This is a genomic window from Collinsella tanakaei, assembly GCF_030373545.1.
GTDB lineage: Bacteria > Actinomycetota > Coriobacteriia > Coriobacteriales > Coriobacteriaceae > Collinsella > Collinsella tanakaei_C.
The window spans coordinates 153,408-177,454 of record NZ_JAUDCO010000005.1 but is presented as its reverse complement, the minus strand read 5'-3'; the positions used below and the strand labels follow the sequence as shown (position 1 = coordinate 177,454).

The following is a 24,047-nucleotide window of genomic DNA, read 5'->3' as shown; positions in this document are numbered from 1 at the left end:
GGAAGTTCCGCATCGCGATTACCCGCGGGAAACAAGGTTGCGCGGCTGCTCGCCGCGCACGAAGCGACCGGCGTTCTCGATGCAGATATCCACCACATTGGCGAGCGTCTGCGCCAAGTGGTAGCCGCCTGCGACATGCGGGGTTATCACGAGGTTGCGGACTCCCCACAACGGGCTGTCTGCGGGAAGCGGCTCGGGTGTGGCGACGTCGATTGCCGCTGCGGCGATCTCGCCGTTTTCAAGGGCCTGGCGCAGGGCCTCCTGATCGACCAAGCTTCCGCGGCCCGCGTTCACGAAGTACGCGCTGCGCTTCATCCGGGCAAAGAAGGCGGCATCGGCCATGCCGTCCGTCGAGGGCCCCGAGGGGAGGAACGACACCACCACATCCATATCCGGCAGGACGCGCTCGAGATCCTCCGATGTGCACACCTCGTCGCACCCGTCGGGGATAGCGGAGGCGTTGCGTTTCATGCCGATCACACGCGCTCCCATAGCGCGGACGAGGCGCGCGAAGGCGCAGCCGATATTTCCGCAGCCCATGACCAAAACGTTTGCCTCGACCAGCGAAGTCGCACTTCCCTCGTCGACCCACTCGGACGACGCCTGATGATCGCGATACAGATAGAGCTTCTTCATGAGGCAGAGCAGGAGCGCGAGCGCGTGCTCTGAAACGGCCTGACCGTAAGCGCCGCTCGCTGTGGATAGAAGCGTCGTGGGGGCAAGGCCCTTGATGTGGTCGGCACCGGCGGAGTTCAGCTGCATGAACGCCAGGCGCGGCGAACCCGCGATTTTCTCAGACGCTACGTTGCCTAGAATGATGTCCGCAGCCTGCGCTTGCTCGGGTGTCGCATCCTTAATTGTCGAGTACTCGATCGTGCAACCCGGCGTAGCCGCCTCGAGACGGGAGCGCTGCTCCTCGTTCATCGGAACCACGCACAGAATCGTGCGGTTGCCCTGCTCTTGCATCATCTTTATCTTCCTTTCGTTATCGCTTTCAGCCTGCTTGCCGGCACGGGACCGGCCAACATGCCTACGCGATATCCAATACTTCGAAATCTCCCTGAGCGATCTGGCAGACCTGGTCCCAAACGCGCCCGTCGACGTGCACGCCTTCGGACATGCTGCGCTTGCGGCGTTCGAGCGTGTGCTCTCCGGGATAGGCAACCGTATCGCCCTCGTGCTCAGGATGAGCGCTGTGGAGCGCTTCGAGCCGCCGCTCGACCATCACGGCTGAGCTTCCCTCATCTCCAAAGAGATTCGGATCGAACGCCATGAACACCTGGCTGCACCCGCCGCAGCTCCCCTCGGTTTTCGCGTCGATATCGGTGCCGCAGCGCCCGTCGGCGAGCATCGCCGCGGCAAGATCGAGCGCGAGCGCCAAGCTGCTGCCCTTCCAATATCCCGTCGGCAGCAAGCGCCTGCTTGCCTGAATCGCCCCGGGATCGCTGCTGAGGTTCCCCTCCGCATCGAACCCCCCGGGATAGGGAAGCTTCTTTCCCGCAAGCTTAAGCATGCCGAGCTTGCCATAGGAGTACTGGCTCATGGCCATATCGACCACCACGGGCGCGTCCCCGTGAGGAATCGCGATGCAGAACGGGTTGTTCCCCACGCTCTGCTCGTCGCTGCCCCAAGCGGGCATGACGCTTTCCGTGTTCGTCCAGCAGATACCCATGAACCCCGCATCGGCCATATGCCACGCATAGGTCCCGCCGCGCATCCAGTGCGTCGTGTTCCTGAGCGTCACGACTCCGATACCGTGTTCCCGCGCAAGCTCAATCGCGCGATCCGCGCAGAATAGCGCGTTCGTTACCCCAACGCCGCGATGCCCATCGTAGTTCTCAGCAACGCCACGTGACGCGACGAGCTCGGGCTCCGCTGCAAGGTCGACCATGCCCTGGCGAACGTAGGTCACGAAACGCGGCACACGGTTGAGACCATGGCTCTCGATACCGTCGGCGCTTGACTGCGCATGTACGGTCGCGCAGACCTCGGCCTTGGCCTCATCCATCCCGATAGCCTCGAATGCTCGCTTGATCGTGTCCTTCACCACATCGAAGGGATAATTAGCGTCCAAATGTTACCTCCGCTCTATGCCAAGCAGGACCCGAGCGACATACGCCCGAGTCCCGCCACGTCACGTTGGAAATCGAATCCCGGGCATTACAGGAATGTCTGCACGACCGATACGATGGCCAGAACAGTCGTGATGACCAAAACGATGTTCTCGGCGATATTGTTCGTATGGTCGCCCATGTACTTCTTGCTTGCCGTGACGAGAAGGACGCCCACGGCGATGAACGGAACAACGAAGACCTGGAGCGCGTTGGTGAGCAGGGTCATGTACACCTGGCTGGGCATCATGGGCAGCGACCACAGGAAGGCCACCGCGATCATGATCGCGAGCAGGACGGTGTAGAGCTTATCCTGCTGGATGAACTCGGCGCGGCTCTGACGGTTGGGGAAGAGCTCGTTGAAGTTCGCCACGAAGAGCTTGGTGTAGCCAAGCGCGCAGCTCGCGCCAGCACAGAACAGAGTTCCGCCGATGCCGAGGTAGAACAGCTTCGCACCGAAGACACCGAGGTACATCTCGAGCGCAAGGCCGATGTCCTGAAGCGTGTTGACCTCGATACCGTTGGGGCGAAGAATCTCGGCGCCGACGACCCAGACGCAGAGGATGAGGATGGCACCCATGACGACCGAGAAGAGCAGACTCTTGGTCTGTCCCTTGTACGCGGAGGCATCGCGCACGCCGCCCTCGGCAAGGTTGATGCCCTGGAACAGGTTGCCCATGGAGCCAGCAACGGCGCCGACCATGCCGAGGATAACGATCATGACGTCATACGCACCGTCGTTGGAGGGAATCGAGAAGAGCAGGCCCTGCGCGATGTCAACGGGGTTGGGCGTGCAGGTGACCGCAAGAACGATGAGGATGAGAACGACTGCGGCGATGAGCACCTTGAAGACGTTCTCCAGCTTAGAGAAGACGCTACCGCCGAGCAGCACGAACATCAGCACCGCAAGGATAAGAGCGTAGACGATCTGGTCGCCGAAACCGAGAAGCCACATGAGGCACTGCGCGGCGCCAAGAAGGATGTAACCAACCGTCATGTTGCCGATGATGAGGGAACCGAGGCACAAGATGATCGGGAACAGCTTGGTCATCTTCGCCCAGGTATGAATCATGCCCTCGCCGTTGACGTTCATGAGCTCGAAGCGCTGCATGCAGTTGACGATCACGAAGCGAATCAGGTAGGAAAGCACCAGAACCCACATAAGGGCATATCCGTAGCTTGAACCGGACACCGCCGAGGTAATGATGTCGCCTGCACCCAGCCAAGACAGCACCGTAATAATCGACGGACCGAGCTTCTTCAGGAATTCGATGAATCCGCCTCCCTTCGCTGCGGTCGCCGTGCTCTCGTTGTTCTGAGCCATATCCGCCACTCCTTTCCATTGCTACCGGTAAAAGGTAACCCATACCACCTGCTTAAGATGACCGTTACCGTTACGATGCAACAAAGGATGCCGTGGCGCCTTCAGCGGTTCTATAGTCTGGAAACTACAGTTGCGGGGGCTTCTCCTTTTTTCGGCAACGACGCCTCTTTGCGGAAATTGATAATAACAGTCGGAAATCGTGCGTTTTATCGATATACAGGGGATGGAAATGCCGTTCACTCATGTTTAGCAACCGTTCACAAGATTTATCTCACGTACCACGTGCACGGCAGCGAGCCCGTTCGATTTACCTTTGCCGACAATTAAAGGCACAGGCCGAATACCCCGTGCCCCGCGTATTCGATAGACACGCTTCATTAACCAAAGGCAGTACGGCGGAATCGCATCCTGTATGCAGACGGCCGTTCTCTCCAAGCTTCACAGAACGATTTCGTTTCCGCAGGCGGCGTCGCTCCCCCTTTTGCCGAAAGGGCACACGGCACAACAAGAAACGCCCCATGACCATCTTCAGGCCCTGAATTTCAGAACATGCTTGGTACACGTACCATACTCGCCGGTTGGAAATCTGGATACACTGATGACACTGCAGCAGACCGCGGAGGCGCTCATGAATCTCGACCCGAAGATCGCCGAGACCATCGTCGATAACCTTAAAGACGTGATCAATCACGAGATAAACCTGTTCGACACCACGGGTACCATCATCGCGAGCACCGATCGCACGCGCATCGGCACCACACATGAGGGGGCACGCCTTGCCATTGAGACGCAGCAGCCCGTGCCCATCGACAGCGAACACCAATTCAAGGGGGCAAGACACGGCATCAACGTACCGGTCATGTTCCAGGACACAGCGGTGGCGGTTATAGGTATCACCGGCAAGCGCTCCGAGGTGGAGCCGTTCGGCAACGTCATCAAGAAGATGACGGAGATCCTCATCCGCGAGAACTGGGATCACGTGGAGCGCTACGACCGGCGCGTGCGCGTATCGAACCTCGCCGGCATCCTCAAGCTGCGCCGCCACGACGAAAGCCTCGCTGCGTATTACGCATCGATGCTGCGCGTCGACCTCGATATTCCCCGCCTCATGCTCGTGGGACGAGCGCAAACGGAGGACGACAGCGCTCTCGATTACAACGACCTGTACGAGATGTACCACGCGCGCTTCGAGTCGTTCAAAACGAGTTTCTTCGCGTTTTTGGAACGCGGCATCTGCCTGTTTATCGACGCCCGAGACGAACGGCGCATTCCTGCGCTGGTGAATGAGATGAGCGCCGACGCGAAGCGCATCCTCGGCGTTCCCCTCATCTTCGGAGCCGGACGGGTGGAAGAGTCCTCGAGCCTCTATTGGCGCAGCTACGACGAGGCCTGCAGCGCGCTTGAGTGGCTCTCATTCGACCAGGCCGGATCGCTCATGCGCTACGAGGACATGGACTTGGGGCTTATCCTCTCCTCCGTTCCGAACGATAACGCGGCGCAGCTGGTCGAGCATGTGTTCCGCGGCCTCAGCGAGGATGAGATCGATGAGTACCAGCGGGTCTTCGACGCCTACGTACGTCACAACGGCAGCATCGTGCACTGCGCCGAGGAATTGTTCCTGCACAAGAACACGCTGCAGAACCGCCTGAACAAGATCGCGGACAAGACCGGGTACAACCCGCGCCGCCTTGCCGACTTCGAACCGCTCGCCCTGGCGTTTTTGCTGAGGCGCTATCTCAAACGATAGGTGCGACGCTGTAATGCAGCGGGGCACCGAGGCGGCACCCGGGGTCATTGCGCAGCAGGACATCCCGCAAGCTGCAGCAGGAACTTCCACGCCGGGACGATCTCTATCTCGACCCCATCCCGCTCGATTACGCCTTCCTCCCCCTTCGTCACCACGACAAGACGCGTCTTCTCGCCCTGCACGCGGGAGAGGCGCAACAGGTTTTCCAGCTCGCGCTCACGCGCCGCGCCCTCGATGGTATAGGCGACCTGTACCGCAAGCTTCTCTTCAGGAATATAGAAATCGATGTCTATGCCGTGTTTTGGCGACTTGAGGTACTGGAGCCCCTCACCGAAGAGATCGTACAGCGCCACGGCGATCTCGTTTTCGAGCAGGGCCGTATCGCGATCGATAAGAAACAGGTTCAACAAGCCGTTATCGACGAAATAGTACTTGGGATTCCCCATCCGCTCGACAAACGGCGCGACGGCATTGGTGATCTTGAACAGGAGATACGCCGCATGCGCATACCCGATATATTCGATCACGCTGTCTTTCGAAATCTTATAGCCGATCGACTTGAGCGTATGATGCAACGCCGTGTAGGAGACCTCACTGCGCACCGTCTCGGCAATCTTTCTCACGAGCACGCGCAGCGCATCGGGATTTCTCACGCCGAAGCGGGCAACGATATCGCCAAACAGCACCTTCTGGTACACGTTCTCGACATACTCGCGTGGAGACACAAACCGCAGCGCTTCGGGAAAACCGCCGTCATGATAGAACCGCTCGAACAGCGCTGTAATTCGTCCAATCTCACGGGATGTGTAAAGAGCGGACGTATCGTACGCCTGGTTTTGCGCGTCGAGGTACTCGTCAAACCGATACGGCATGATGCGTCGGACGAAATAACGGGCTCCCAGCCTCTGTGACATCTCGTCGCTCAACATCGTGGCATTACTTCCCGTAATGTATACGCGCTCGCCCGCATCCGCCATGCGGCGCGCAAACCGCTCCCACCCCTCGACGTTCTGGATCTCGTCGAAAAAGTAGTACCCGACGTCGCCGGAGAGCTCGCTTTGCACAAGGGGGATGTCCTGAAAGTCCTGCAGGGAGAAACCGGACAGGCGCTCGTCTTCGAAGTTGATGTAGATGATTTGATTCCACGCGACACCGCGCGCGATAAGATCCCTCACCACCCCGTAAAGCAAGGTGGATTTTCCAGCACGTCGCAGCCCTGTTATCACGTAGTTCGCATTGGGGTCGATCGTGTATCGACGCGGTACGATCGAAGCCCGACGGATGATGCCATGCTGATCGAAGATGACACGCTTGAGAACATCGTGATTCATGACGACCCCCATACTGTCGAGTATAGTCGACAGTACTATATCAATCTGTCGACTATACTCGACAGATTCTCCTGTATTTGTCGAGTATAGTCGACAGATTGCACAACTCCACCACTACGCGTATCAGATGGCAAGATTGCACCTGGCCCACCTCGTCGTATTCCCAAGACGGCTTTATCCAGATATCCCGCTCATGGGGTCGACACATCACCAAACTGGTAATGTCACGTTACCAGTTGAGAGGAAACTGGCAATGCGGCTTTACCAGTTTTGAAGTTGTAAAGATACATCACCTGAGGCGCTCCACCGTCAGCAGGCGCCCTACGCGCTCCCATGGGAATTAAGGCGGGCACCTTTCCCCACGGCTCCCGCCCCCGCCGCATATGGCCGACGGGCGCGCGGATCGCCGCGTTGCCCATGGGGCCGGACGCGCCTCGTCTTTGGCCTCGTTTGTGACCAAGGGGGTTCATTTTTGCAAAAAGTCGGGACTTTGTATCTCTACGGAGCACCGGGTCCACATGAGCGCCTTTTCTACCTGCAAGAACATCGAGGTCAGAAGGGTGCTTGTCTGGACCCGGGCCTCCCAAGACGTACAAAGTCCGAACTTTTTGCAGTATGGGGCGCGCAGGACCGGTCTTCCCACAAGCCCTACCGCTATGGGAAAAAAGAGCCTGCCCCCAATTTCCCAAAAAGAAAGCCCCGAGGGATGAGCCTCGGGGCCTTGATGCAAGCTGTGTCGCGCGGGAGCGTTACTGGTTCTTCTCCACGGCGCGCATGATGGCCTTGTAGACCTCCATGATGGGGATGATCAGGAAGGCCAGGCCGATGGCGCAGGCGAGCGCCTCAAGCGGCAGCTCCATGAAGCCGAACATGACGGCCAGCGGGTGGAACTCGACGACCACGACAGTGAGGACGAGCGCGAGCAGCGCGGCGCCCCACAGCCACTTGTTCTGCTTGGGCATGCTGAACAGCGACGCACGGCGGCTGCGCATGTTGAAGCAGTGGAAGATCTCGACCATCGACAGGGTGATGAACGCCATGGTGACGCCCTCTTCGTCGGCAGTACCGGCGATCATGTCGGCGATGTTGATGTAGCCCATGTCGAGGTACACGCCCACGAAGAAGGAGGCGAGCACGAGGATGGTGATAACGACGCCCTGGAACAGGATGTCCACGCCCATGCCGCCCGCGAACACGCCGTCAGTGGCGTTGCGCGGCTTGCGCTTCATGATGTCGCCCTCGGCCTCCTCCATGCCGAGCGCGAGCGCCGGGAAGCAGTCCGTGATCAGGTTGATCCACAGCAGCTGGACGGGCTGGAAGATGGTGAAGCCCACGAGCGTCGCCACGAACACCGAGAGCACCTCGGCGATGTTGGCGGACAGCAGGAACTGGATGACCTTGCGGATGTTGTCGTAGATACGACGGCCTTCCTCCACCGCATGGATGATGGTGGCGAAGTTATCGTCGGCAAGGACCATGTCGGCGACGTTCTTGGTGACGTCGGTGCCGGTGATGCCCATGCCCACGCCGATGTCAGCGCGCTTGATGGAAGGCGCGTCGTTGACGCCGTCGCCGGTCATGGCGACGATCTTGTCGCGGCTCTTCCACGCGTCGACGATGCGGGCCTTGTGCTCGGGCTGGACGCGCGCGTAGACGCTGTACTCGGTGACCTTCTCCTTGAAGTCCTCGTCGGAGATCTTGTCGAGCTCGGCGCCGGTGATGGCCTGGCTGGCGTCCTCGCAGATGCCGAGGTTCTTGGCGATGGCGACAGCGGTGTCGATGTGGTCGCCGGTGATCATGACGGGGCGGATGCCGGCGCCCTTGGCCTCGACGATGGCCGGGGCGACCTCGGGACGCTCGGGATCGATCATGCCGGAGAGGCCCACGAAGGTGAGGTCATGCTCGAGCGCCTCGGGGCTGCAGTCAGCGGGCTGCTCGTCGTGCAGACGGATGGCGGAGGCGAGCACGCGCAGCGCCTGGTTGGCCATGTCCTTGTTGGCGGCCATGATCTTCTCGCGGCGCTCGTCGGTCAGCGGCTCGACGGAGCCGTCGGCGTTCATGACGGTGGTGCAGCGGCCGAGCACGACGTCGGGGCCGCCCTTGGTGTACTGCTCGAAGGTGCCCTCGGGGGTCTTCACCACGACGGACATCATCTTACGGCCGGAGTCGAACGGAGCCTCGCCCACACGCGGGTACTTCTCGGCGTTGCCGCCCTCGTAGAAGCCGAGTTTGGCAGCGTCGTTGACCAGGGCGCACTCGGTGGGCTCGCCCACGGACTCGCCGGCCTCGGGATCCCACTTGGCGTCGGAGCACAGCGCCATGGCGCGCACATGCAGGGCGTCGGGGCCCTCGACCTCGTGCTTGACGACGGTCATCTTGTTCTGGGTGAGGGTGCCGGTCTTATCGGAGCAGATGATCTGGGTGCAGCCGAGGGTCTCGACGGCGGTCATCTTGCGGATGATGGCCTGGCGGCGGGACATCTTGGTGACGCCCATGGACAGCACGATGGTAACGACGGCGACAAGGCCCTCGGGGATGGCCGCGACGGCGAGCGACACGGCGACCATGAAGGTGTCGAGGATCATCTCGGGGTTGGACCCGAGCTCACCGCCGTGACGGATGAGGTCGACGGCGAAGATGACCACGCAGATGCCGAGCACGAGCTTGGTCAGGATGCCAGAGAGCTCGTTCAGCTTGATCTGCAGCGGCGTGAGCTCCTTCTTGGCGGTGGTCAGCGCGTCGGCGATCTTGCCCATCTCGGTCTTCATGCCGGTGGCGACCACGACGGCGGTGCCGCGGCCGTAGACCACGGTTGAGCCCATGTAGCACATGTTCTTGCGGTCACCCAGCGGCACGTCGTCGGTGCCCTCGGCGAGCTCAATGGCATTGACGTGCTTCTCGACGGGGACGGACTCGCCGGTCAAGGCGGCCTCCTCGATCTTCATGGACGCGCTCTCCAGGATGCGGCAGTCGGCGGGCACGGAATCGCCGGCCTCCAGCAGGACGATGTCGCCCGGCACGAGCTCGGCGCTCGGCAGGTGAACCATCTTGCCGTCGCGGATGACCTTGGACTGCGCGGCGCTCATCTCCTGCAGCGCCGCGAGCGCCTGCTCGGACTTGGCCTCCTGGACCACGCCGAGCACGGAGTTGATGATGACGACGGCCATGATGATGATGACGTCGGCCCACTCCGACTCGCCCTGGATCATGCCGGTGACAGCGGAGATGACCGCAGCCACGATAAGCATGATGACCATGGGGTCGGCCATCTGCTCGAAGAAGCGCTTCCACAGCGGGGTCTTCTCTTCCTCGTCGAGCTTGTTGGGGCCGAATTCCGCCAAGCGCTGCTGAGCCGCGCTGGCGGAAAGACCGGTCTCGGCGTTCGAGGATTGGTCCTCGAGCACCTCCTCGGCCGAAGCCAAGTATTCTTTTTGCATACTTTCGCTTCCTCCTCCTGGGGTTTGTACCAACCAACAGGTTGATGCCCGATCATAATTCCCCAGGAGCGGGGCAAGGGCTCATCAAGGCTGCCATGTCAGCTGGCGTCTTGCATGTCTGCAATAGTACCCTATAACGACGCTACTAAGCATATTTGTTCGTGTTCTTTTGCACTATGTTACAAATCGTGGGAAAACGGTCGCCCGAGCGCACGCCAGATGTGCTGCAGACCATTGGCGACAAGTTGGCGACAAGCTCAATCTTGTCGGCTTGACCGTCTTCACTGGGAGCCCCCGTGTTAAAACACCCTAGGGATTATTTTGCATTGTGTATTCTTGAATACACAATGCAAAATAATCCCTAGGGTGTTTTAACACGGGGGCTCCCGCACAACGGGTCGCATCCAGGCCAGACAACGAAAGGGCCCGCCCCGGAGCAGCTCCGAGACGGGCCCTTGAGCCAACTATCTGCTGGAAGGCTACTCACACGTGCGCTTGCGCAGCCAGACACCGTAGCCGATCGCAGTACCCGCAGCGAGCGCGGTGCCGCCCACGAGAGCGACGGTGGCGTCGCCGGTTTGCGGAATCGACTCACCGGGCTTATCGGTATCCGTCGGCTCGTCCGGAGTGCCCGGGGTATCCGGCTCGGACACGGTGGTGCCCCAGACGAGCACGAAGGGCGAGAAGCCATTCTCTGCGGTAAATCGGATTCCATGCTCGGTGTTCTCTACCTCCACGTACTCTTTCGTGGAGTTCTGGACCTCAGATTCGATGTCCTCGTTTGCCATCTCACGGTCCAAACCCTGGAAGTGCACAAGGCGGAACTCAGTGTTCTCGTCGGTGCCCTCGGGATACGGCCAGTAGACGTCAACGGGCTTGTCGGTGGTCAGCCACGCGTTGCCGTTGTTGGCGTCAACGAGGTCGATGTAGCGCGCTTCGTGACCGTCAACCGTAAAGGACGCATCCTCGGTGGCGATGGTATTGACCGCCTGGTCAAGGAGCAGCTCGTCGAAAGCAGACGTCTCCTCGCCCGTCTCGTCACTCACGATGCGGTCAAAGAGCAGCGACGGATTGACGTTCTGGTTATCAACCGTCACATCAATGCCGCTCTCGTTCACGAAGTACGTGGTTCCCGGCTGGGTCACGGCAATGCCGAGATCAGGATTGTCGGCGCGCATGGCAGCGAGCTCGCTGTTGAGGTCATCGCTCGTCATGCCCTCTTCCATCTCGATGGCGTCGGTCACGACATCCTGCGGATTATCAGCGGTGACATAGCGGACGGTAAGATTGCCTCCCGCGCCCTCTTCAGGAGCGGCCAGCACGCAGAGAATGGGCTCAGCGACATCCGGCACGTCAATCTGAAGGATGATGTTGTCGCGGTTGAGCTCACCGGTGTAGATAAGCATCTTGTACTGCTTGAACAGAGCGTCCTCGGCCGCAGGATCAAACTCGTCGGAAAGATAGGTCTCACCGGTCTCGGTATCGGTGAACTGCAGGCGAAGCGGCTTGGTTCCCTCGAACTGCGGATCGGGATCGATGCGATAGAGGAACTTGCGGGAACCGCCATCGACAACCGAAGAATTCTCCTCGCCGTACCGGGTTACCTTCCAAGTGGACTGGCCATCTACCGTGTAAATCGTCAGACAATCGCTCAGATCGGCGCCGGCATCCGCATTCGCGATTCCGGCCTCCTCGAGAACATCGTTCACCTCGTCAGGGAGCGTAAAGTAGAAGCCGGGGTCAGGCAGTGAGTTCTCAGAGACGTAACTTCCGTCCGCGCCGTTGATGACACCCTCGTAGCCCTGATCGCCACCCATGTAGATGGTGATGTCCGCAGGCTGGATGCTGGCGACGCCTGCCTCGATCCAGCCGGCGTAGACGACGGTCCAGTTGGCGGTCAGAGACTGGCTGAAGTCAAAGCGCTCGGTGCACTCCTTGTCGGCAAACCAACCGGCAAAGACCCACTTCGTGTCAGGGTCAGTCGATCCGCGCTTCGGGTCGGCGGTGGGCTGCTCGGCGGTGCCTTCGTACTCGATCGCGGTCTGGTCGTCGGGCATGCCGGTGACCTGGTCCGCCTCGTCCTCAGGAACGTTCTTGTCGAACGTGACGCCCACAAGCGGCGCATAGACGTACGTGCCCTCGCAGTCGAAGCTGTTGGGATGCTCGACAAGGTTATCGGTATAGGTCGAGCAGACGTCGGTGCACTCGTAACGCTTCACACCATAGGTGTCAGACGTCGCCGGGTCGGTCACCTTGCTGTTTTCCCAGTCATACTTGTGATGGGAGAGCTGCGCGGTAGTAAGCGTGCCAATCTTGGCGGTCTCGCCTCCGATGACGTAGTTGCGGTCCGCCGAAGTTCCGTCAACCTTATCGTCGTCAAACAGGTCGGCGTCGTTATTGCTCTTGCCTTTCTCGGCGTTGCCGCGCGCGTAGTCCGACGTCATGAAGGGATTGAGGAACAGCGTGTGGCCATCCTGGTCATCTTCATTCAGCGCAAGCGTCGCGTTCGTGAGCACGGGCTCCGTGTTGCTCTTGAGATTATCTGCGGCGTTCGAATTGAGATCGTAGGCGACGACCGTCGTATCCCCAATCGTCTCAACCGTGCCCTTCCTACCAACACCGCCAAGCCACGGAGAGCCGGGCTGCGCCTCAGAGGCACCGCCGGAAACAGTAAGCTTGTGACCGTTGAGCCACAGGTCGCCCGCAGAGTAGGAGAGCAGTTTCTCGCCATTACAGCGGAGGTCGACCGTGCAGTTCGTCAGCGAGGAATCCGTTGACTGGATGTAGACGCCGGCATAACCGTTATGAAGAACTTCAAGCTTAGTATCGGTCATCTCGAAGCCGATGCACGAAAGCGCGTGACCGCCCTTGTTGCCATTCATTTGAATCGTCGAATTATTGACAATCCAGTAGCCCGAGTTGCACGCGTTACCCTTGTTGTTGTTTACCAGGATGTCGGAGTTCGCAACATGAATGTTGACGTTGTTGATGGCGAAGCCGCCGGCGGCGTTGTCCTGGAAGTCGATCGTGGAATCTTCAACGAAGATGGCGTCATAGCCCGTCTTGTTGTCGCCGGAGTAGAAGCAGTTGATGTTGCCGCTGTCCGTCGTCGATCCGGTCGCGCTCATCGTGGAGTGGTTCACGAGCCTCAGCACGGAGCCTGCGTACATGGCGTAGCTCCAGCCGTTCTTGTTGTTCGTGGTCGATATGTCGCACCCATCGAACGTCACCGAGCCGTCAGAACCATACAGACCGAGAAACTGACCGTTGTAGCCGGTGGCACTGAGCTTGCAGTTCGCAAGGTCGATGTCGCCGCTATAGAAGTAAATCGCAGCATCGTAGCCAGCGGTCGTAGTCTTTGTGGCGCCCTCGGCCGTAACGAACTTGCAGTTCTCAAACTGAACGTTGCCGCTGATCCACAGCTTGGTTACCACCTCGCCATTGTTATAGGAAATGGAATCGCCTTCAGCATCCTGCTGGGCACCGGAAATCTTGACCGTCCCACCTGCAAGGTTGAACACGCAGTCCTTAAAGACAATGGGGTTGTCAGCCGACGCATGCTGACCGGAGATCATCACGGCCTTGCCGTCACCAATCTCGAAAGTCTCGCCCGTCGCCCCCTGGCTGACAACGTTCACCCCGTCGTCCAAATCATAGGCGTACGCGGCAGGCGCTACGGCAAGCGCCAGCACAAACGTGAGCAGACAGGCAATCAGCGCCGCAGGACTCCTCCTTACCGTTTCCATACCGAACTCCCTCCATCTTCCGACACAAGCGCATCGGGTCGGAGCGACGTGCACCCCGACCCGATGCGGGGAATCATCCAACACGTCGCCAACAAAAAAAGCCTTTTGAGCGTACCCCCCCCTGCACGAAAAGTCAAGGTCAAAGCGCTAAAAGTAACCACATCGGGTATGTTGAACAACCCCACGGGAATGAATGTCAGTCTTGGTACGAAAGCAATTCCCCGGTGTCGCCCGCGACAAGTTGGCGCCAAGCCCAATCCTGTCGCTCCGCGGGAGCCCCCGGGTTAAAACACCCTAGGGATTATTTTGCATTGTATATTCTTTCGAATACACAATGCAAAATAATCCCTAGGGTGTTTTAACCCGGGGCTCCCGCGCAACAGGTCGCATCCAGGCCAGACAACGAAAGGGCCCGCCCCGGAACAGCTCCGAGACGGGCCCTGAGACAGGTTTGTACCTGGCTCCAACTTGTCGGTTACTTGTCCTTCTCCACGGCGCGCATGATGGCCTTGTAGATCTCCACCAGCGGGATGATCAGGAAGCCGAGCACGAGCGCGGTGATCATGCCCTTGGGCTCGAGATGCTCGACGCCGAAGAAGATCATGGACAGGGCGTCGACCTCGACCACGATGAGCGTCAGGATGAGCGCGAGGATCGCAGCGCCCCACAGCCACTTGTTCTGCTTCTTCATGTGGAAGATGGAGGCGCGGCGGCTGCGCATGTTGAAGCAGTGGAAGATCTCGACCATGTTGAGCGTGATGAACGCCATCATGACGCCCTCTTCGTCAGCCATGGTGGTGGCGAGCTGGGAGAGGTCGATGGTGCCCAGATCGTAGTACACGCCGCAGAAGAAGCTCGCAAGCACCAGCACGGTGATGATGAGACCCTGGATGATGGTGTCGAGGCCCATGTTGTTGGCGAACACGCCGTCGGTGGCGTTGCGCGGCTTGCGCTTCATGATGTCGCCCTCGGCCTCCTCCATGCCCAGCGCGAGCGCCGGGAAGCAGTCGGTGACGAGGTTGACCCACAAAAGCTGAATGGGCTGGAACAGCGTGAAGCCCATGAGCGTGGCGGCGAACACCGAGAAGACCTCGGCCAGGTTTGCGGACAGCAGGAACTGGATGACCTTGCGGATGTTGTCGTAGATGCGGCGACCCTCTTCGCACGCGCCGATGATGGTGGCGAAGTTGTCGTCGGCAAGCACCATGTCGGCGACGTTCTTGGTGACGTCGGTGCCGGTGATGCCCATGCCCACGCCGATGTTGGCGTGCTTGATGGACGGGGCGTCGTTCACACCGTCGCCGGTCATGGCGACGACCTTGTTCTTGGACTTCCACGCCTCGACGATGCGCGTCTTGTGCTCAGGCTGGACACGCGCGTACACGCCGTACTTCTCGATCTGACGATCGAGCTCGGCGTCAGACATCTTGTCGATCTCGGCACCGGTGATGGCCTGGTCGCGGCTCTCGACGATACCGAGGTTCTTGGCGATGGCCACGGCGGTGTCGATGTGGTCGCCCGTGATCATGACGGTGCGGATGCCGGCGCCGTGAGCCTCCTTGATGGCCGGGGCCACCTCGGGACGCTCGGGGTCGATCATGCCGGACAGGCCGCAGAACACGAGGTTGTTCTCGAGCGCCTCGGCGGAGAAGTCGGTCGGCTTGGTGTCATAGGTGCGGCTGGCGAGCGCAAGCACGCGCAGCGCCTCGTCGGCCATGGCCTTGTTGGCGGCGAGCAGCTCGTCGCGCTTGGCGTCGGTCATGGGAACGATCTTGCCGTCCTCGTAGACCTGCGTGCACAGGTTCAGGATGACGTCGGGCGCGCCCTTGGTGTACTGCTCGAACGAGCCGTCGGCCTCCTCGACCACGACGGACATCATCTTGCGGCCGGAGTCGAACGGAGCCTCGCCCACGCGCGGGTGCTCGACGTCCAGACCCTGCATGCCGGCCTTGCCCGCATCGTTGACCAGGGCGCACTCGGTGGGCTCGCCCACAGCCTCGCCGGCCTGCTCGTCCCACTTGGCGTCGGAGCACAGGGCCATGCCGGCCAGCAGCTTCTCCTCGGAGGAGGCGAGCTCGTGCTTGACGACCGTCATCTTGTTCTGGGTGAGGGTACCGGTCTTATCGGAGCAGATGACCTGGGTGCAGCCGAGGGTCTCGACGGCGGACAGGTTGCGAATGATGGCCTGGCGCTTGGCCATCTTGGTGACGCCGATGGAAAGGACGATCGTCACGACGGCGACCAGGCCCTCGGGGATGGCGGCGACAGCCAGCGACACGGCGACCATGAAGGTGTCGAGCAGCATGTGCGGCTCGGCCATGACGTTGCCGATGCCGGAGCGCAGCAGGTCGACCGCGAAGATGACCACGCAGATCACGATGACCATGATGGTCAGGATCCGGGAGAGCTCGGCGAGCTTCATCTGCAGCGGGGTGAGCTCCTCTTTCGCCTCATTCAGAGCGCCGGCGATCTTACCCATCTCGGTCTTCATGCCGGTGCCGACCACGACGGCGCGACCGCGGCCGTAGACCACGGTGGAGCCCATGTAGCACATGTTCTTGCGGTCGCCCAGCGGCACGTCGTCAGCGCCATCGAGCGAGATCGGGTTGGTGTGCTTCTCGACGGGGACGGACTCGCCGGTGAGGGCGGCCTCCTCGATCTTCATGGAAGCGCTCTCGAGCACGCGGCAGTCCGCGGGCACGGAGTCACCGGCCTCGAGCAGGACGATGTCGCCCGGCACGAGCTCGGAGGAATGGAGCGAGACCATCTTGCCGTCGCGGATGACCTTGGACTGCGCCGCGCTCATCTCCTGCAGCGCCTCGAGCGCCTCCTCGGACTTCGCCTCCTGGATGACGCCGAGCGCGGAGTTAATGATGACGACCGTCATGATGATGACGACGTCGGCCCACTCGGACTCGCCCTGGATCATGCCGGTCACGGCCGAGATGACGGCCGCGCAGATGAGCATGATAACCATCGGGTCGGCCATCTGCTGGAAGAAGCGGATCCACAGCGGGGTCTTCTCCTCCTCATCCAGCTTGTTGGGGCCGAACTCGGCCAGACGCTGCTGCGCAACGTCGGCAGAAAGGCCTGTCTCGGCGTTCGAGGATTGGTCCTCGAGCACCTCCTCGGCTGAAGCCAAGTATTCCTTCTGCATACTTTGCCTCCCCCTTTTGGGATGTATGCTGGCCGGCGGCACGGGGATTTGCCCGATCTTAATTCCCCGCAAGCGGGGCAAGGGCCTCTTGAGGCTACGCGCCGGGCAGCGGCTTGCAATGGCAAAAATCATACCGTAAATCTACATAGAATCTCCCTTTATATCCGTAGGCGGTCAAAGTGGTACACGTGTCACGAAACGCCACGTCACCGCTGCTCGCGCCCGCGCGCGCCTGCAGCTCGCACGCTGCGTTCACCGTCGCTACCGTGCGAAAACACTTTGAGAACACTTTTGCCCGAGGCTGTCGGGAGCACCGTCCGATGCCGCCCCGCCGGTGGAGTGTGGCCGGCGGAGTGCGCCACGTTTACATCCCCGCCCCGACAAGTTTGTACCTGGCACCATCTTGTCGGGCGACAAGTTTGTACCTGGCACCAACTTGTCGGGCGAGCACAAGCGATCTCCCGCCAGATGTGGACTCGATACCATTGCCATGCGCGCACGCAGGCATCAACATACCTATGAGATATGTAAATCTGCTCTGAATCTGTGAAAAGACTGAGCAATAATCGCGACATTACATTGCCCTGTTATCCGATTGCCTATAATAACGGCGTTGGCAAATCGTTTTATCAGCGCAAAGTCGACGTCAGATGGAGGTCTGAATGTACAAGCGCACTAAGATCGTATGCACCATGGGTCCCGCCTGCGACAGCGACGATACCCTCCGCGAGATGATCAAGGCGGGCATGAACGTCGCCCGCTTCAACTTCTCGCACGGCTCTTACGAGGAGCATCACGAGCGCATCGAGCGCGTCCGCCGCATCTCCCGTGAGCTCGGCATCCCCGTGGGCATCCTGCTCGACACCAAGGGCCCCGAGGTCCGCACCGGCCTGCTCAAGGATCACGCCAAGATCACCGTCCACGAGGGCGACAAGATCATCGTGACCGCGCAGCCCACCAGCGAGGACTGGCTCGGCGACGAGACCCACATCTCCCTCGACTACCTCGAGCTCCCCTCCGAGGCCGAGGCCGGCTCCCTCATCCTGATCGACGACGGCCTGGTTGCCCTCGAGGTCGAGTCCGTCGACGGCCAGGACATGCACTGCATCGTCAAGAACACCGGCGAGATCGGCGAGCGCAAGGGCGTCAACATCCCCAACGTTGACATCTCCCTGCCCGCCATCACCGACCGCGACCGCGAGGACATCCTGTTCGGCATCAAGGAGAACATCGACTACATCGCTGCCTCCTTCATCCGCAACGCCGCCGCCGTCGAGGAGATCCGTAACCTCTGCCGCCTGAACGGTGGCGAGCACGTCACGATCTTCCCGAAGATCGAGTGCGCGCTGGGCGTCCAGAACTTCGACGCCATCCTCGAGGTCTCCGACGGCATCATGGTCGCCCGCGGCGACCTGGGCATCGAGATCGCTCCCGAACTCGTTCCCCACATCCAGAAGGACATCATCGCCAAGTGCAACGCGGCCTACAAGCCCGTCATCACCGCGACCCAGATGCTCGACTCCATGCAGCACAACCCGCGCCCGACGCGCGCCGAGGTCGCTGACGTCGCGAACGCCATCTACGATGGCACCGACGCCGTCATGCTCTCTGGCGAGACCGCTGCCGGCCAGTACCCGGTCGAGGCTGTGAAGATGCAGGCCCACATCGCGCACGAGACCGAGAAGCACCTGCCCGTTCACGCGCCGCTCGACGCGCCCGAGAACGCGCACGGCACCCGCGTGATCAACAACGTCGTCGGCATGTCCGCCGTGAACATGGCCACCGTCGTCGGCGCCAAGTGCATCACCGTGCCCACGACCACCGGCCGCACCGCGCGTCTGATTTCGCACTTCCGTCCCAACGTGCCCATCTGCGCCTTCTCCCGCCACGAGTGGGCCGTGCAGCAGATGATCATGTACTGGGGCGTCGAGCCGCACCTGGCCGCCATCACCCAGGGTACCGTCAACGGCACCATCATCAAGGCCATCGAGACGGCCAAGGAGCTCGGCTACGTCAAGGAGGGTGAGCTCACCGTCGCCACCGCCGGCGATCCGCGCATGTCCATTCACCTCGACGGCAAGGCTACCTCTACGAACGTGGCCTACGTCGCCCAGGTTCGCTAAGCGCACCGTCCGCGCCGCATAGCGCTCATCAGCACCGCCCGAGATACCTCGGGCGGTGCTTTTTTATTCTGCGCTAGTTGCATTTTGTATTTTAGTTATATTTCTATGATATATTCACAGTATGTCGAAGTTATATCTCACAGGACAAAGCGCCCTTCAGCTCATGCGGACCGACACCTTCCCGCGACCGTACGAGGCCATGCTGCTCGGCACGAACGACCTCGATGACGCCGCGATACATGCCCGGCAAATCAAAGAGGTCGAGCGGGCCTCCAGCCCCTTGCTCGTCACGCCGCCCTACTGCATCCTTGTGCCGGACAAGCGATCGCGTCGGTCCTCGAAAAACGCGATATGCCGCGTGCTTCCTGAGGGCCTCACGGCACCGAGCTTCGTCAGCATTGACGACGCATGCGCCTGCACCATACCGGAGCTCACGTACTTATATATATGTCAAAGCGGAGAGCTGGCAGACCATGTCCAATGCGCCATGGAGCTCTGCGGCACATATGCGCTCGGCCCGAATGAGCACGATAGAATCACGCGGTACGGTCTCGCGCCCCTCAGCACAAAGGCGAGCATCCGGGAATACGCAGAGGTGAATCGCGGCGTCAGGGGTTCAGGCAAAGCGCTTTCGGCGCTCCGGTACGTCTGCGACAAATCCGCTTCGCCCATGGAAACGGCATTGTGCATGCTGCTTTGCCTACCTACGAAATCAGGCGGTTACGGGCTTCCGCTCCCCGAGCTCAATGCCGAACTGCCGGTCATTAAGCTCCTGGGAAGCAGGCGCGTAGAAGGCGTGCGCTACGGGGACCTCGTGTACCGATCCGCGCACCTTATCATTGAATATCAGAGTCGCCTGTTCCATGAATATGCAGGCACTTCCGACGAGGATGAGGAGCGACGCGACGATCTTGAGATGATGGGCTACCACGTGATGTTCGTCACACCCAGTCGCCTCAAGAACTTTGAGCGATTCGAGGGAATCGTTCAGCGCATCGCACATCACGTGGGTTTCCCGCTCGATCCCAAGACGATGGGACCGACTCATGAGCGGCTTGAATTGCGCAAGAAGCTGCTGGAAACAGAGTTCGTATACTAAACGCCGTTCTCGCAGATAAGTTTTCTTGCCCATGAATACAATCGCGCTCATGACCCCATCGGAGAAACCTGTATCGTCCTGGGGCGCGGTTTTCGGGTGGGAATTCAAACCTATGGCGATACCTCGTCATAACGTCGCAGGAAACAACTGGGCTTTTGCGGACGGCCTCCGGACGATGGGAGTTCGTCACCGAAAAACCGCGCCCCAGGACGATACAGGTTTTGACGCGAGCACATTGAATGAAAAGCTATGCAAATGCCCGGCGGAAAGCGGCGGAAATATGCAACGTGTAATCGAAGCTGCCAAAGCCGTCTAAATTAGGCTCCACCACGCCATCGGCATCCATTGACGACGCGGCAAGGACGACGAGCCCTCTCGATTCCTTTGCACAGGGCGCGCGGCACGCCCGAGAAAAATCACAGCTCCGGCGCGTAAGCGCCGGAGCTGTGAGAATGATCGCGAGCCCGCGCCTAGCCCAAACGCTCTTCGAGGGCCTGCTCGGTCACGTCGAGCACTTCCTCGAACACCGACGTAAAGAACTCCTCGGTCAGTAGCATATACGGCGCATGCTCCGCCACGCCGTTGGTGCGCACAATCTCGTGCGCAACGACCAGTGCGTCATGCACCTGCATGCGGCCTATGGCATACTGCGGAAACTCCGCAGCGGCCGCCACCAGGGCGCTCGTCTCACGCGGGAGCGCATGGATCTCGAGCGTCTTACCGAACCCGTCAAAGTCGTTTTGCTTCTTGATGCGAAACTGCTCGCTCGGTTTTCCGCCGTGCGCGTCCAGAAACTCGTTGACACGGGTGTTCCACAGGTTATCGGCCATGAGATGCGCCCATGCTCCAAGGACCAGATCAAACCGGGAGCGCTCGTCCCGCGGCGCGGGCGCATCCCCGCTCGCACCGCACTCGTCCGCAGCGACGGGTTCCTGGTCGCGATACCGATGCGCGAAGTGAATGCGATTCACGCGATCGATCTCGCGGCGGATATCTCCGGGCTCGACAACCGTGCAGGTACGGTCGGCTTCACCCATCTGAGCAGCCAACGGAGCCACGAATTCATCCCAAAACTCGCGCTCGCGCGGCTTGGGGATGGGCGCGGGCTCGGCGCAGTGCGTGATGCGGTACGGGATGGGCTCCTCGATCCCAGGCACCATATAGCCGACCTGGATATCGGGCACGAGGTTGCCGAACAGAAACGCATTGGCATCGCGCACCGTATGCGCAACTGCACCGCCGCGCGCAAGCAGGCGCTCGGTTTGGGCGATATGTATGTTCCAGCTGGGCATCCGCCACATCCCTTCCAACACGATGGGGGTCCGCGCAGCGCGCAGACCCCCACAAGTATACGACTCAGTCGGTAAGCCGCAGGTAAACGATAGCGCCCGGAAACGCTACGAACGCACCTCGCCGCCCGTGGCCTTGCACACCTTGGTCACCAGCTTGGAGTGGGCGCGCTCGACCTCTTCCGAGGTCAGCGTGTGGTCGTCCGAGCGATACGTCAGCGCGAACGCCATCGACTTCTTGCCCTCGCCCACGCGCACCGGATCGCGGTACACGTCGAACAGGCGCACGCCGGAGAGCAGCTTGCCACCCGCGCTCGTGATGCGACGCTCCAGATCCTCGCAGGTCACGCTCTCGTCGACCACGATGGCCAGGTCGTGCTCGACGCTCGGGAAGCTCGAGAACTCGTGATAGGCCTCCTGGCCGCGTGCGCCGGAGAGCAGCGCATCGAAGTTGAGCTCGAACGCCACGACCGGCAGGTCGATGTCCATGGCCTCGCGCGCATCGGGATGGATCTCGCCGACCCAACCGAGCACCGTGCCGCCCGAAAGGACCTCGGCACCGCGGCCGGGCTGCAGGAAGGCGTAGCCCTCGCCCTCGGCGGGACGGAAGCGCACCTTCTCGATACGCAGCTGGGCCAGCAGCTCCTCCACGACGCCCTTGCCGTCGAAGAAGCGCAGCGGACGGTACTTCTGCAGCCAGGTCACGTCGTCCATGGCGCCGGACAGGACGCCGGCGAGGCTCATGCGCTCCTTGGGCTTGCTCGCGTTCTCGCGGCCGTGGAACAGACGGCCGATCTCGTACAGCTGCACGTTGGCGGTGCCGTGGGCCTCGTTGTACGCAACGGAGCGCAGCAGGCCCGGAATGAGCGAGCGGCGCATCTCGGTCTGGTCGGCGATCAGCGGATCCATGAGGACCACGGGACAGCCGCGGCCCTCCTCGGACATGCCGATCTTCTTGAGGTCGTCAGCGGCGGCAAAACCAAAGGTCGTCGTCTCGTTGAGCCCGCAGGCGCGCAGGATCTGGCCGATCTTGCGCGTGAGGTGCTGCTCGCGCGTGAGGCCACCGATGTGGTTACGCGCAGCGGGGATCGTCGCCTCGACGCGATCCATGCCCCACAGGCGCAGGATCTCCTCGATGAGGTCGATCTCGCGCGGAAGGTCGGGGCGGAAGCTCGGGGTCACGACATGGAAGGTGTCGTCGTCGATGCGCGAGACCGTGCAGCCGAGGCGCGTCAGCGCGCGCTCGACGAAATCGGCCTCGATGTCGGCGCCGCAGATGGCGTGCACGCGCGACAGGCGCAGCGTCAGCTCAGGCTGCTGCTTGGGCGCGGGGTACAGGTCCACGTAGCCGGGCGCGACCTCGCCGCCGGCGAGCTCCTCGATCAGGGCGCAGGTGATGTTGGCGACGTCCACGCAGCCGGTCTCGTCGACCTGGCGCTCGAAGCGGATGGAGGCGTCGGAGATGAGCGACAGGTCGCGGCTCGTGTGCGAGGTGCGGCCGGCATCGAAGCAGGCGCTCTCGACCATGACGTCGACGGTGTCGTCCTCGATCTCGGAATCCATGCCGCCCATGACGCCGGCCAGCGCCACGGGGCGCTCGCCGTCGGTGATGAGCGTCATGCCCGCAGAAAGCGTACGCTCGACGCCGTCGAGGGTCGTGAAGGTCTCGCCCTCCTGCGCGGCGCGGACCACGACGGAACGCTTACCGTCGCGCGCAGCGAAGGTGGAGAGGTCAAAGGCGTGCAGCGGCTGACCGGTGAGCATCATCACGTAGTTGGTGATGTCGACGATGTTGTTGTGCGGGCGGATGCCGAGCGCGGTCAGGCGCTGGACCATCCAGTCGGGGCTCGAGCCGACCTTCACGTTGCGCACGATGCGCGCCACGTAGCGGTCACACATGCCCTCGCCGTCGAAGGCGACCGTGAGCTCATCGGCGGTCGGGGTGCCCTTCTCCTCCTTGATCTGGGGATAGTCCACATGGTAATCGCGGTCGTAGATGGCGCCGACCTCGCGGGCGATACCCACCATGGACAGGCAGTCGGGACGGTTGGGCGTGATCTCGCAGTCGAGAACGGTCTCGGAGGTACCCTGATACTGCGCGAACGGCACGCCCACCGGCGCGTCGGGCGGCAGGATCATGATGCCCGAGTGATCGCCGGAAAGCCCCAGCTCGCGCGCGGAGCAGTTCATGCCGCAGGACAACACGCCGCGCAGCTTGGACTTCTTGATCTTGATGCCGCCGGGCAGCTCGGCGCCGATCATGGCGGTCACGATGTGGTCGCCCTCGTTGAAGTTCTGGGCGCCGCAGACGATCTGCAGCGGCTCGGGCTCGCCGTCCTCGCCCACGTTGAACTGGCCCACATCGACCTTGGTGACCCACATGTGGTCGGAATCGGGATGGGGCTCCTTGGACAGCACCTGAGCGGTGACCACATGGTCGAACGACTCGCCCACGGTGTCGACGGACTCCACCTCGGTGCCCGTGCGAATGAACTCTGCGACCAGCTCAGCCGGGTCGCTCGGCAGCTCGATCATCTCGCCGAGCCAACTATACGGAACGCGCATCGCGTCTTCTCCTCTCGATATGTGAAATAACCCTAGGGGTTTTCTTACATCTGCAACGGAGCCGGCTTTTCCAGGTGCCCGAGATTGGGGTGAAAGAGGAGGGCGCACGCCTAGCGTG

The 24,047-nt window shown here is 61.2% G+C and carries 12 protein-coding genes; 3 read left to right on the top strand and 9 right to left on the bottom strand.

From position 1 onward, the window contains the following. Positions 1–18: 18 nt before the first annotated feature. From QUW00_RS06065 to QUW00_RS06055, 3 genes are all read right to left on the bottom strand, one after another. Positions 19–969 (bottom strand): D-2-hydroxyacid dehydrogenase, encoded by a 951-nt coding sequence (locus QUW00_RS06065; protein WP_289613486.1) that lies wholly within the window; start codon positions 967–969, stop codon positions 19–21. A 61-nt stretch (positions 970–1,030) separates the two neighbouring features. Then, positions 1,031–2,074 carry a 3-dehydro-L-gulonate 2-dehydrogenase gene (gene yiaK / locus QUW00_RS06060; protein WP_289613485.1) on the bottom strand — a complete coding sequence of 348 codons (1,044 nt, stop codon included), beginning with the start codon at positions 2,072–2,074 and terminating at the stop codon, positions 1,031–1,033. 86 nt (positions 2,075–2,160) lie between these two features. Further along, positions 2,161–3,435 carry an Nramp family divalent metal transporter gene (locus tag QUW00_RS06055; RefSeq protein ID WP_289613484.1) on the bottom strand — a complete coding sequence of 425 codons (1,275 nt, stop codon included), beginning with the start codon at positions 3,433–3,435 and terminating at the stop codon, positions 2,161–2,163. Positions 3,436–4,033: 598 nt separating this feature from the next. Here QUW00_RS06055 and QUW00_RS06050 point away from each other — a divergent pair. Then, positions 4,034–5,182, top strand: a complete 1,149-nt coding sequence (locus QUW00_RS06050; RefSeq protein ID WP_289613483.1) for a CdaR family transcriptional regulator — start codon at positions 4,034–4,036, stop codon at positions 5,180–5,182. Positions 5,183–5,226: 44 nt separating this feature from the next. On the opposite strand, the gene QUW00_RS06045 is transcribed toward QUW00_RS06050, so the two are convergent. The 4 genes from QUW00_RS06045 to QUW00_RS06030 form a co-directional block, all read right to left on the bottom strand. Continuing rightward, entirely contained in the window at positions 5,227–6,513 is a 1,287-nt protein-coding gene (locus QUW00_RS06045) for an ATP-binding protein (RefSeq protein ID WP_289613482.1), read from the bottom strand. A gap of 749 nt (positions 6,514–7,262) precedes the next feature. Continuing rightward, a complete protein-coding gene (locus QUW00_RS06040) occupies positions 7,263–9,950 on the bottom strand; it encodes a cation-translocating P-type ATPase (protein WP_289613481.1) in 2,688 nt (895 codons plus the stop codon). Positions 9,951–10,429: 479 nt separating this feature from the next. Further along, the gene (locus QUW00_RS06035) at positions 10,430–13,696 is read right to left on the bottom strand and encodes a hypothetical protein (RefSeq protein ID WP_289613480.1); all 3,267 of its coding nucleotides are present in this window, start codon (positions 13,694–13,696) and stop codon (positions 10,430–10,432) included. A gap of 475 nt (positions 13,697–14,171) precedes the next feature. Next, complete coding sequence (locus QUW00_RS06030; RefSeq protein ID WP_289613479.1) at positions 14,172–16,853, bottom strand: cation-translocating P-type ATPase; 2,682 nt, start codon at positions 16,851–16,853, stop codon at positions 14,172–14,174. A gap of 662 nt (positions 16,854–17,515) precedes the next feature. Here QUW00_RS06030 and pyk point away from each other — a divergent pair. Continuing rightward, entirely contained in the window at positions 17,516–18,976 is a 1,461-nt protein-coding gene (pyk, locus tag QUW00_RS06025) for a pyruvate kinase (RefSeq protein WP_289613478.1), read from the top strand. Between the two features lie 163 nt (positions 18,977–19,139). Next, complete coding sequence (locus QUW00_RS06020; RefSeq protein ID WP_289613477.1) at positions 19,140–20,075, top strand: hypothetical protein; 936 nt, start codon at positions 19,140–19,142, stop codon at positions 20,073–20,075. Between the two features lie 470 nt (positions 20,076–20,545). Here the strand turns inward: QUW00_RS06020 and QUW00_RS06015 are convergent, their stop codons facing one another. Further along, positions 20,546–21,367: a hypothetical protein gene (locus QUW00_RS06015; RefSeq protein ID WP_289613476.1), complete on the bottom strand. Its 822-nt coding sequence runs from the start codon at positions 21,365–21,367 to the stop codon at positions 20,546–20,548. Between the two features lie 105 nt (positions 21,368–21,472). After that, on the bottom strand, positions 21,473–23,929 hold the full coding sequence (gene pheT / locus QUW00_RS06010) for a phenylalanine--tRNA ligase subunit beta (RefSeq protein WP_289613475.1): 2,457 nt from the start codon (positions 23,927–23,929) through the stop codon (positions 21,473–21,475). Positions 23,930–24,047 lie beyond the last annotated feature (118 nt).

Coding starts and splice junctions, on each gene's coding strand:
- QUW00_RS06065 (WP_289613486.1), bottom strand. CDS start 969: ATGATGCAAGAGCAGGGCAACCGCACGATTCTGTGCGTGGTTCCGATG.
- QUW00_RS06055 (WP_289613484.1), bottom strand. CDS start 3,435: ATGGCTCAGAACAACGAGAGCACGGCGACCGCAGCGAAGGGAGGCGGA.
- QUW00_RS06050 (WP_289613483.1), top strand. CDS start 4,034: ATGACACTGCAGCAGACCGCGGAGGCGCTCATGAATCTCGACCCGAAG.
- QUW00_RS06045 (WP_289613482.1), bottom strand. CDS start 6,513: ATGAATCACGATGTTCTCAAGCGTGTCATCTTCGATCAGCATGGCATC.
- QUW00_RS06040 (WP_289613481.1), bottom strand. CDS start 9,950: ATGCAAAAAGAATACTTGGCTTCGGCCGAGGAGGTGCTCGAGGACCAA.
- QUW00_RS06035 (WP_289613480.1), bottom strand. CDS start 13,696: ATGGAAACGGTAAGGAGGAGTCCTGCGGCGCTGATTGCCTGTCTGCTC.
- QUW00_RS06030 (WP_289613479.1), bottom strand. CDS start 16,853: ATGCAGAAGGAATACTTGGCTTCAGCCGAGGAGGTGCTCGAGGACCAA.
- pyk (WP_289613478.1), top strand. CDS start 17,516: ATGTACAAGCGCACTAAGATCGTATGCACCATGGGTCCCGCCTGCGAC.
- QUW00_RS06020 (WP_289613477.1), top strand. CDS start 19,140: ATGCGGACCGACACCTTCCCGCGACCGTACGAGGCCATGCTGCTCGGC.
- QUW00_RS06015 (WP_289613476.1), bottom strand. CDS start 21,367: ATGCCCAGCTGGAACATACATATCGCCCAAACCGAGCGCCTGCTTGCG.
- pheT (WP_289613475.1), bottom strand. CDS start 23,929: ATGCGCGTTCCGTATAGTTGGCTCGGCGAGATGATCGAGCTGCCGAGC.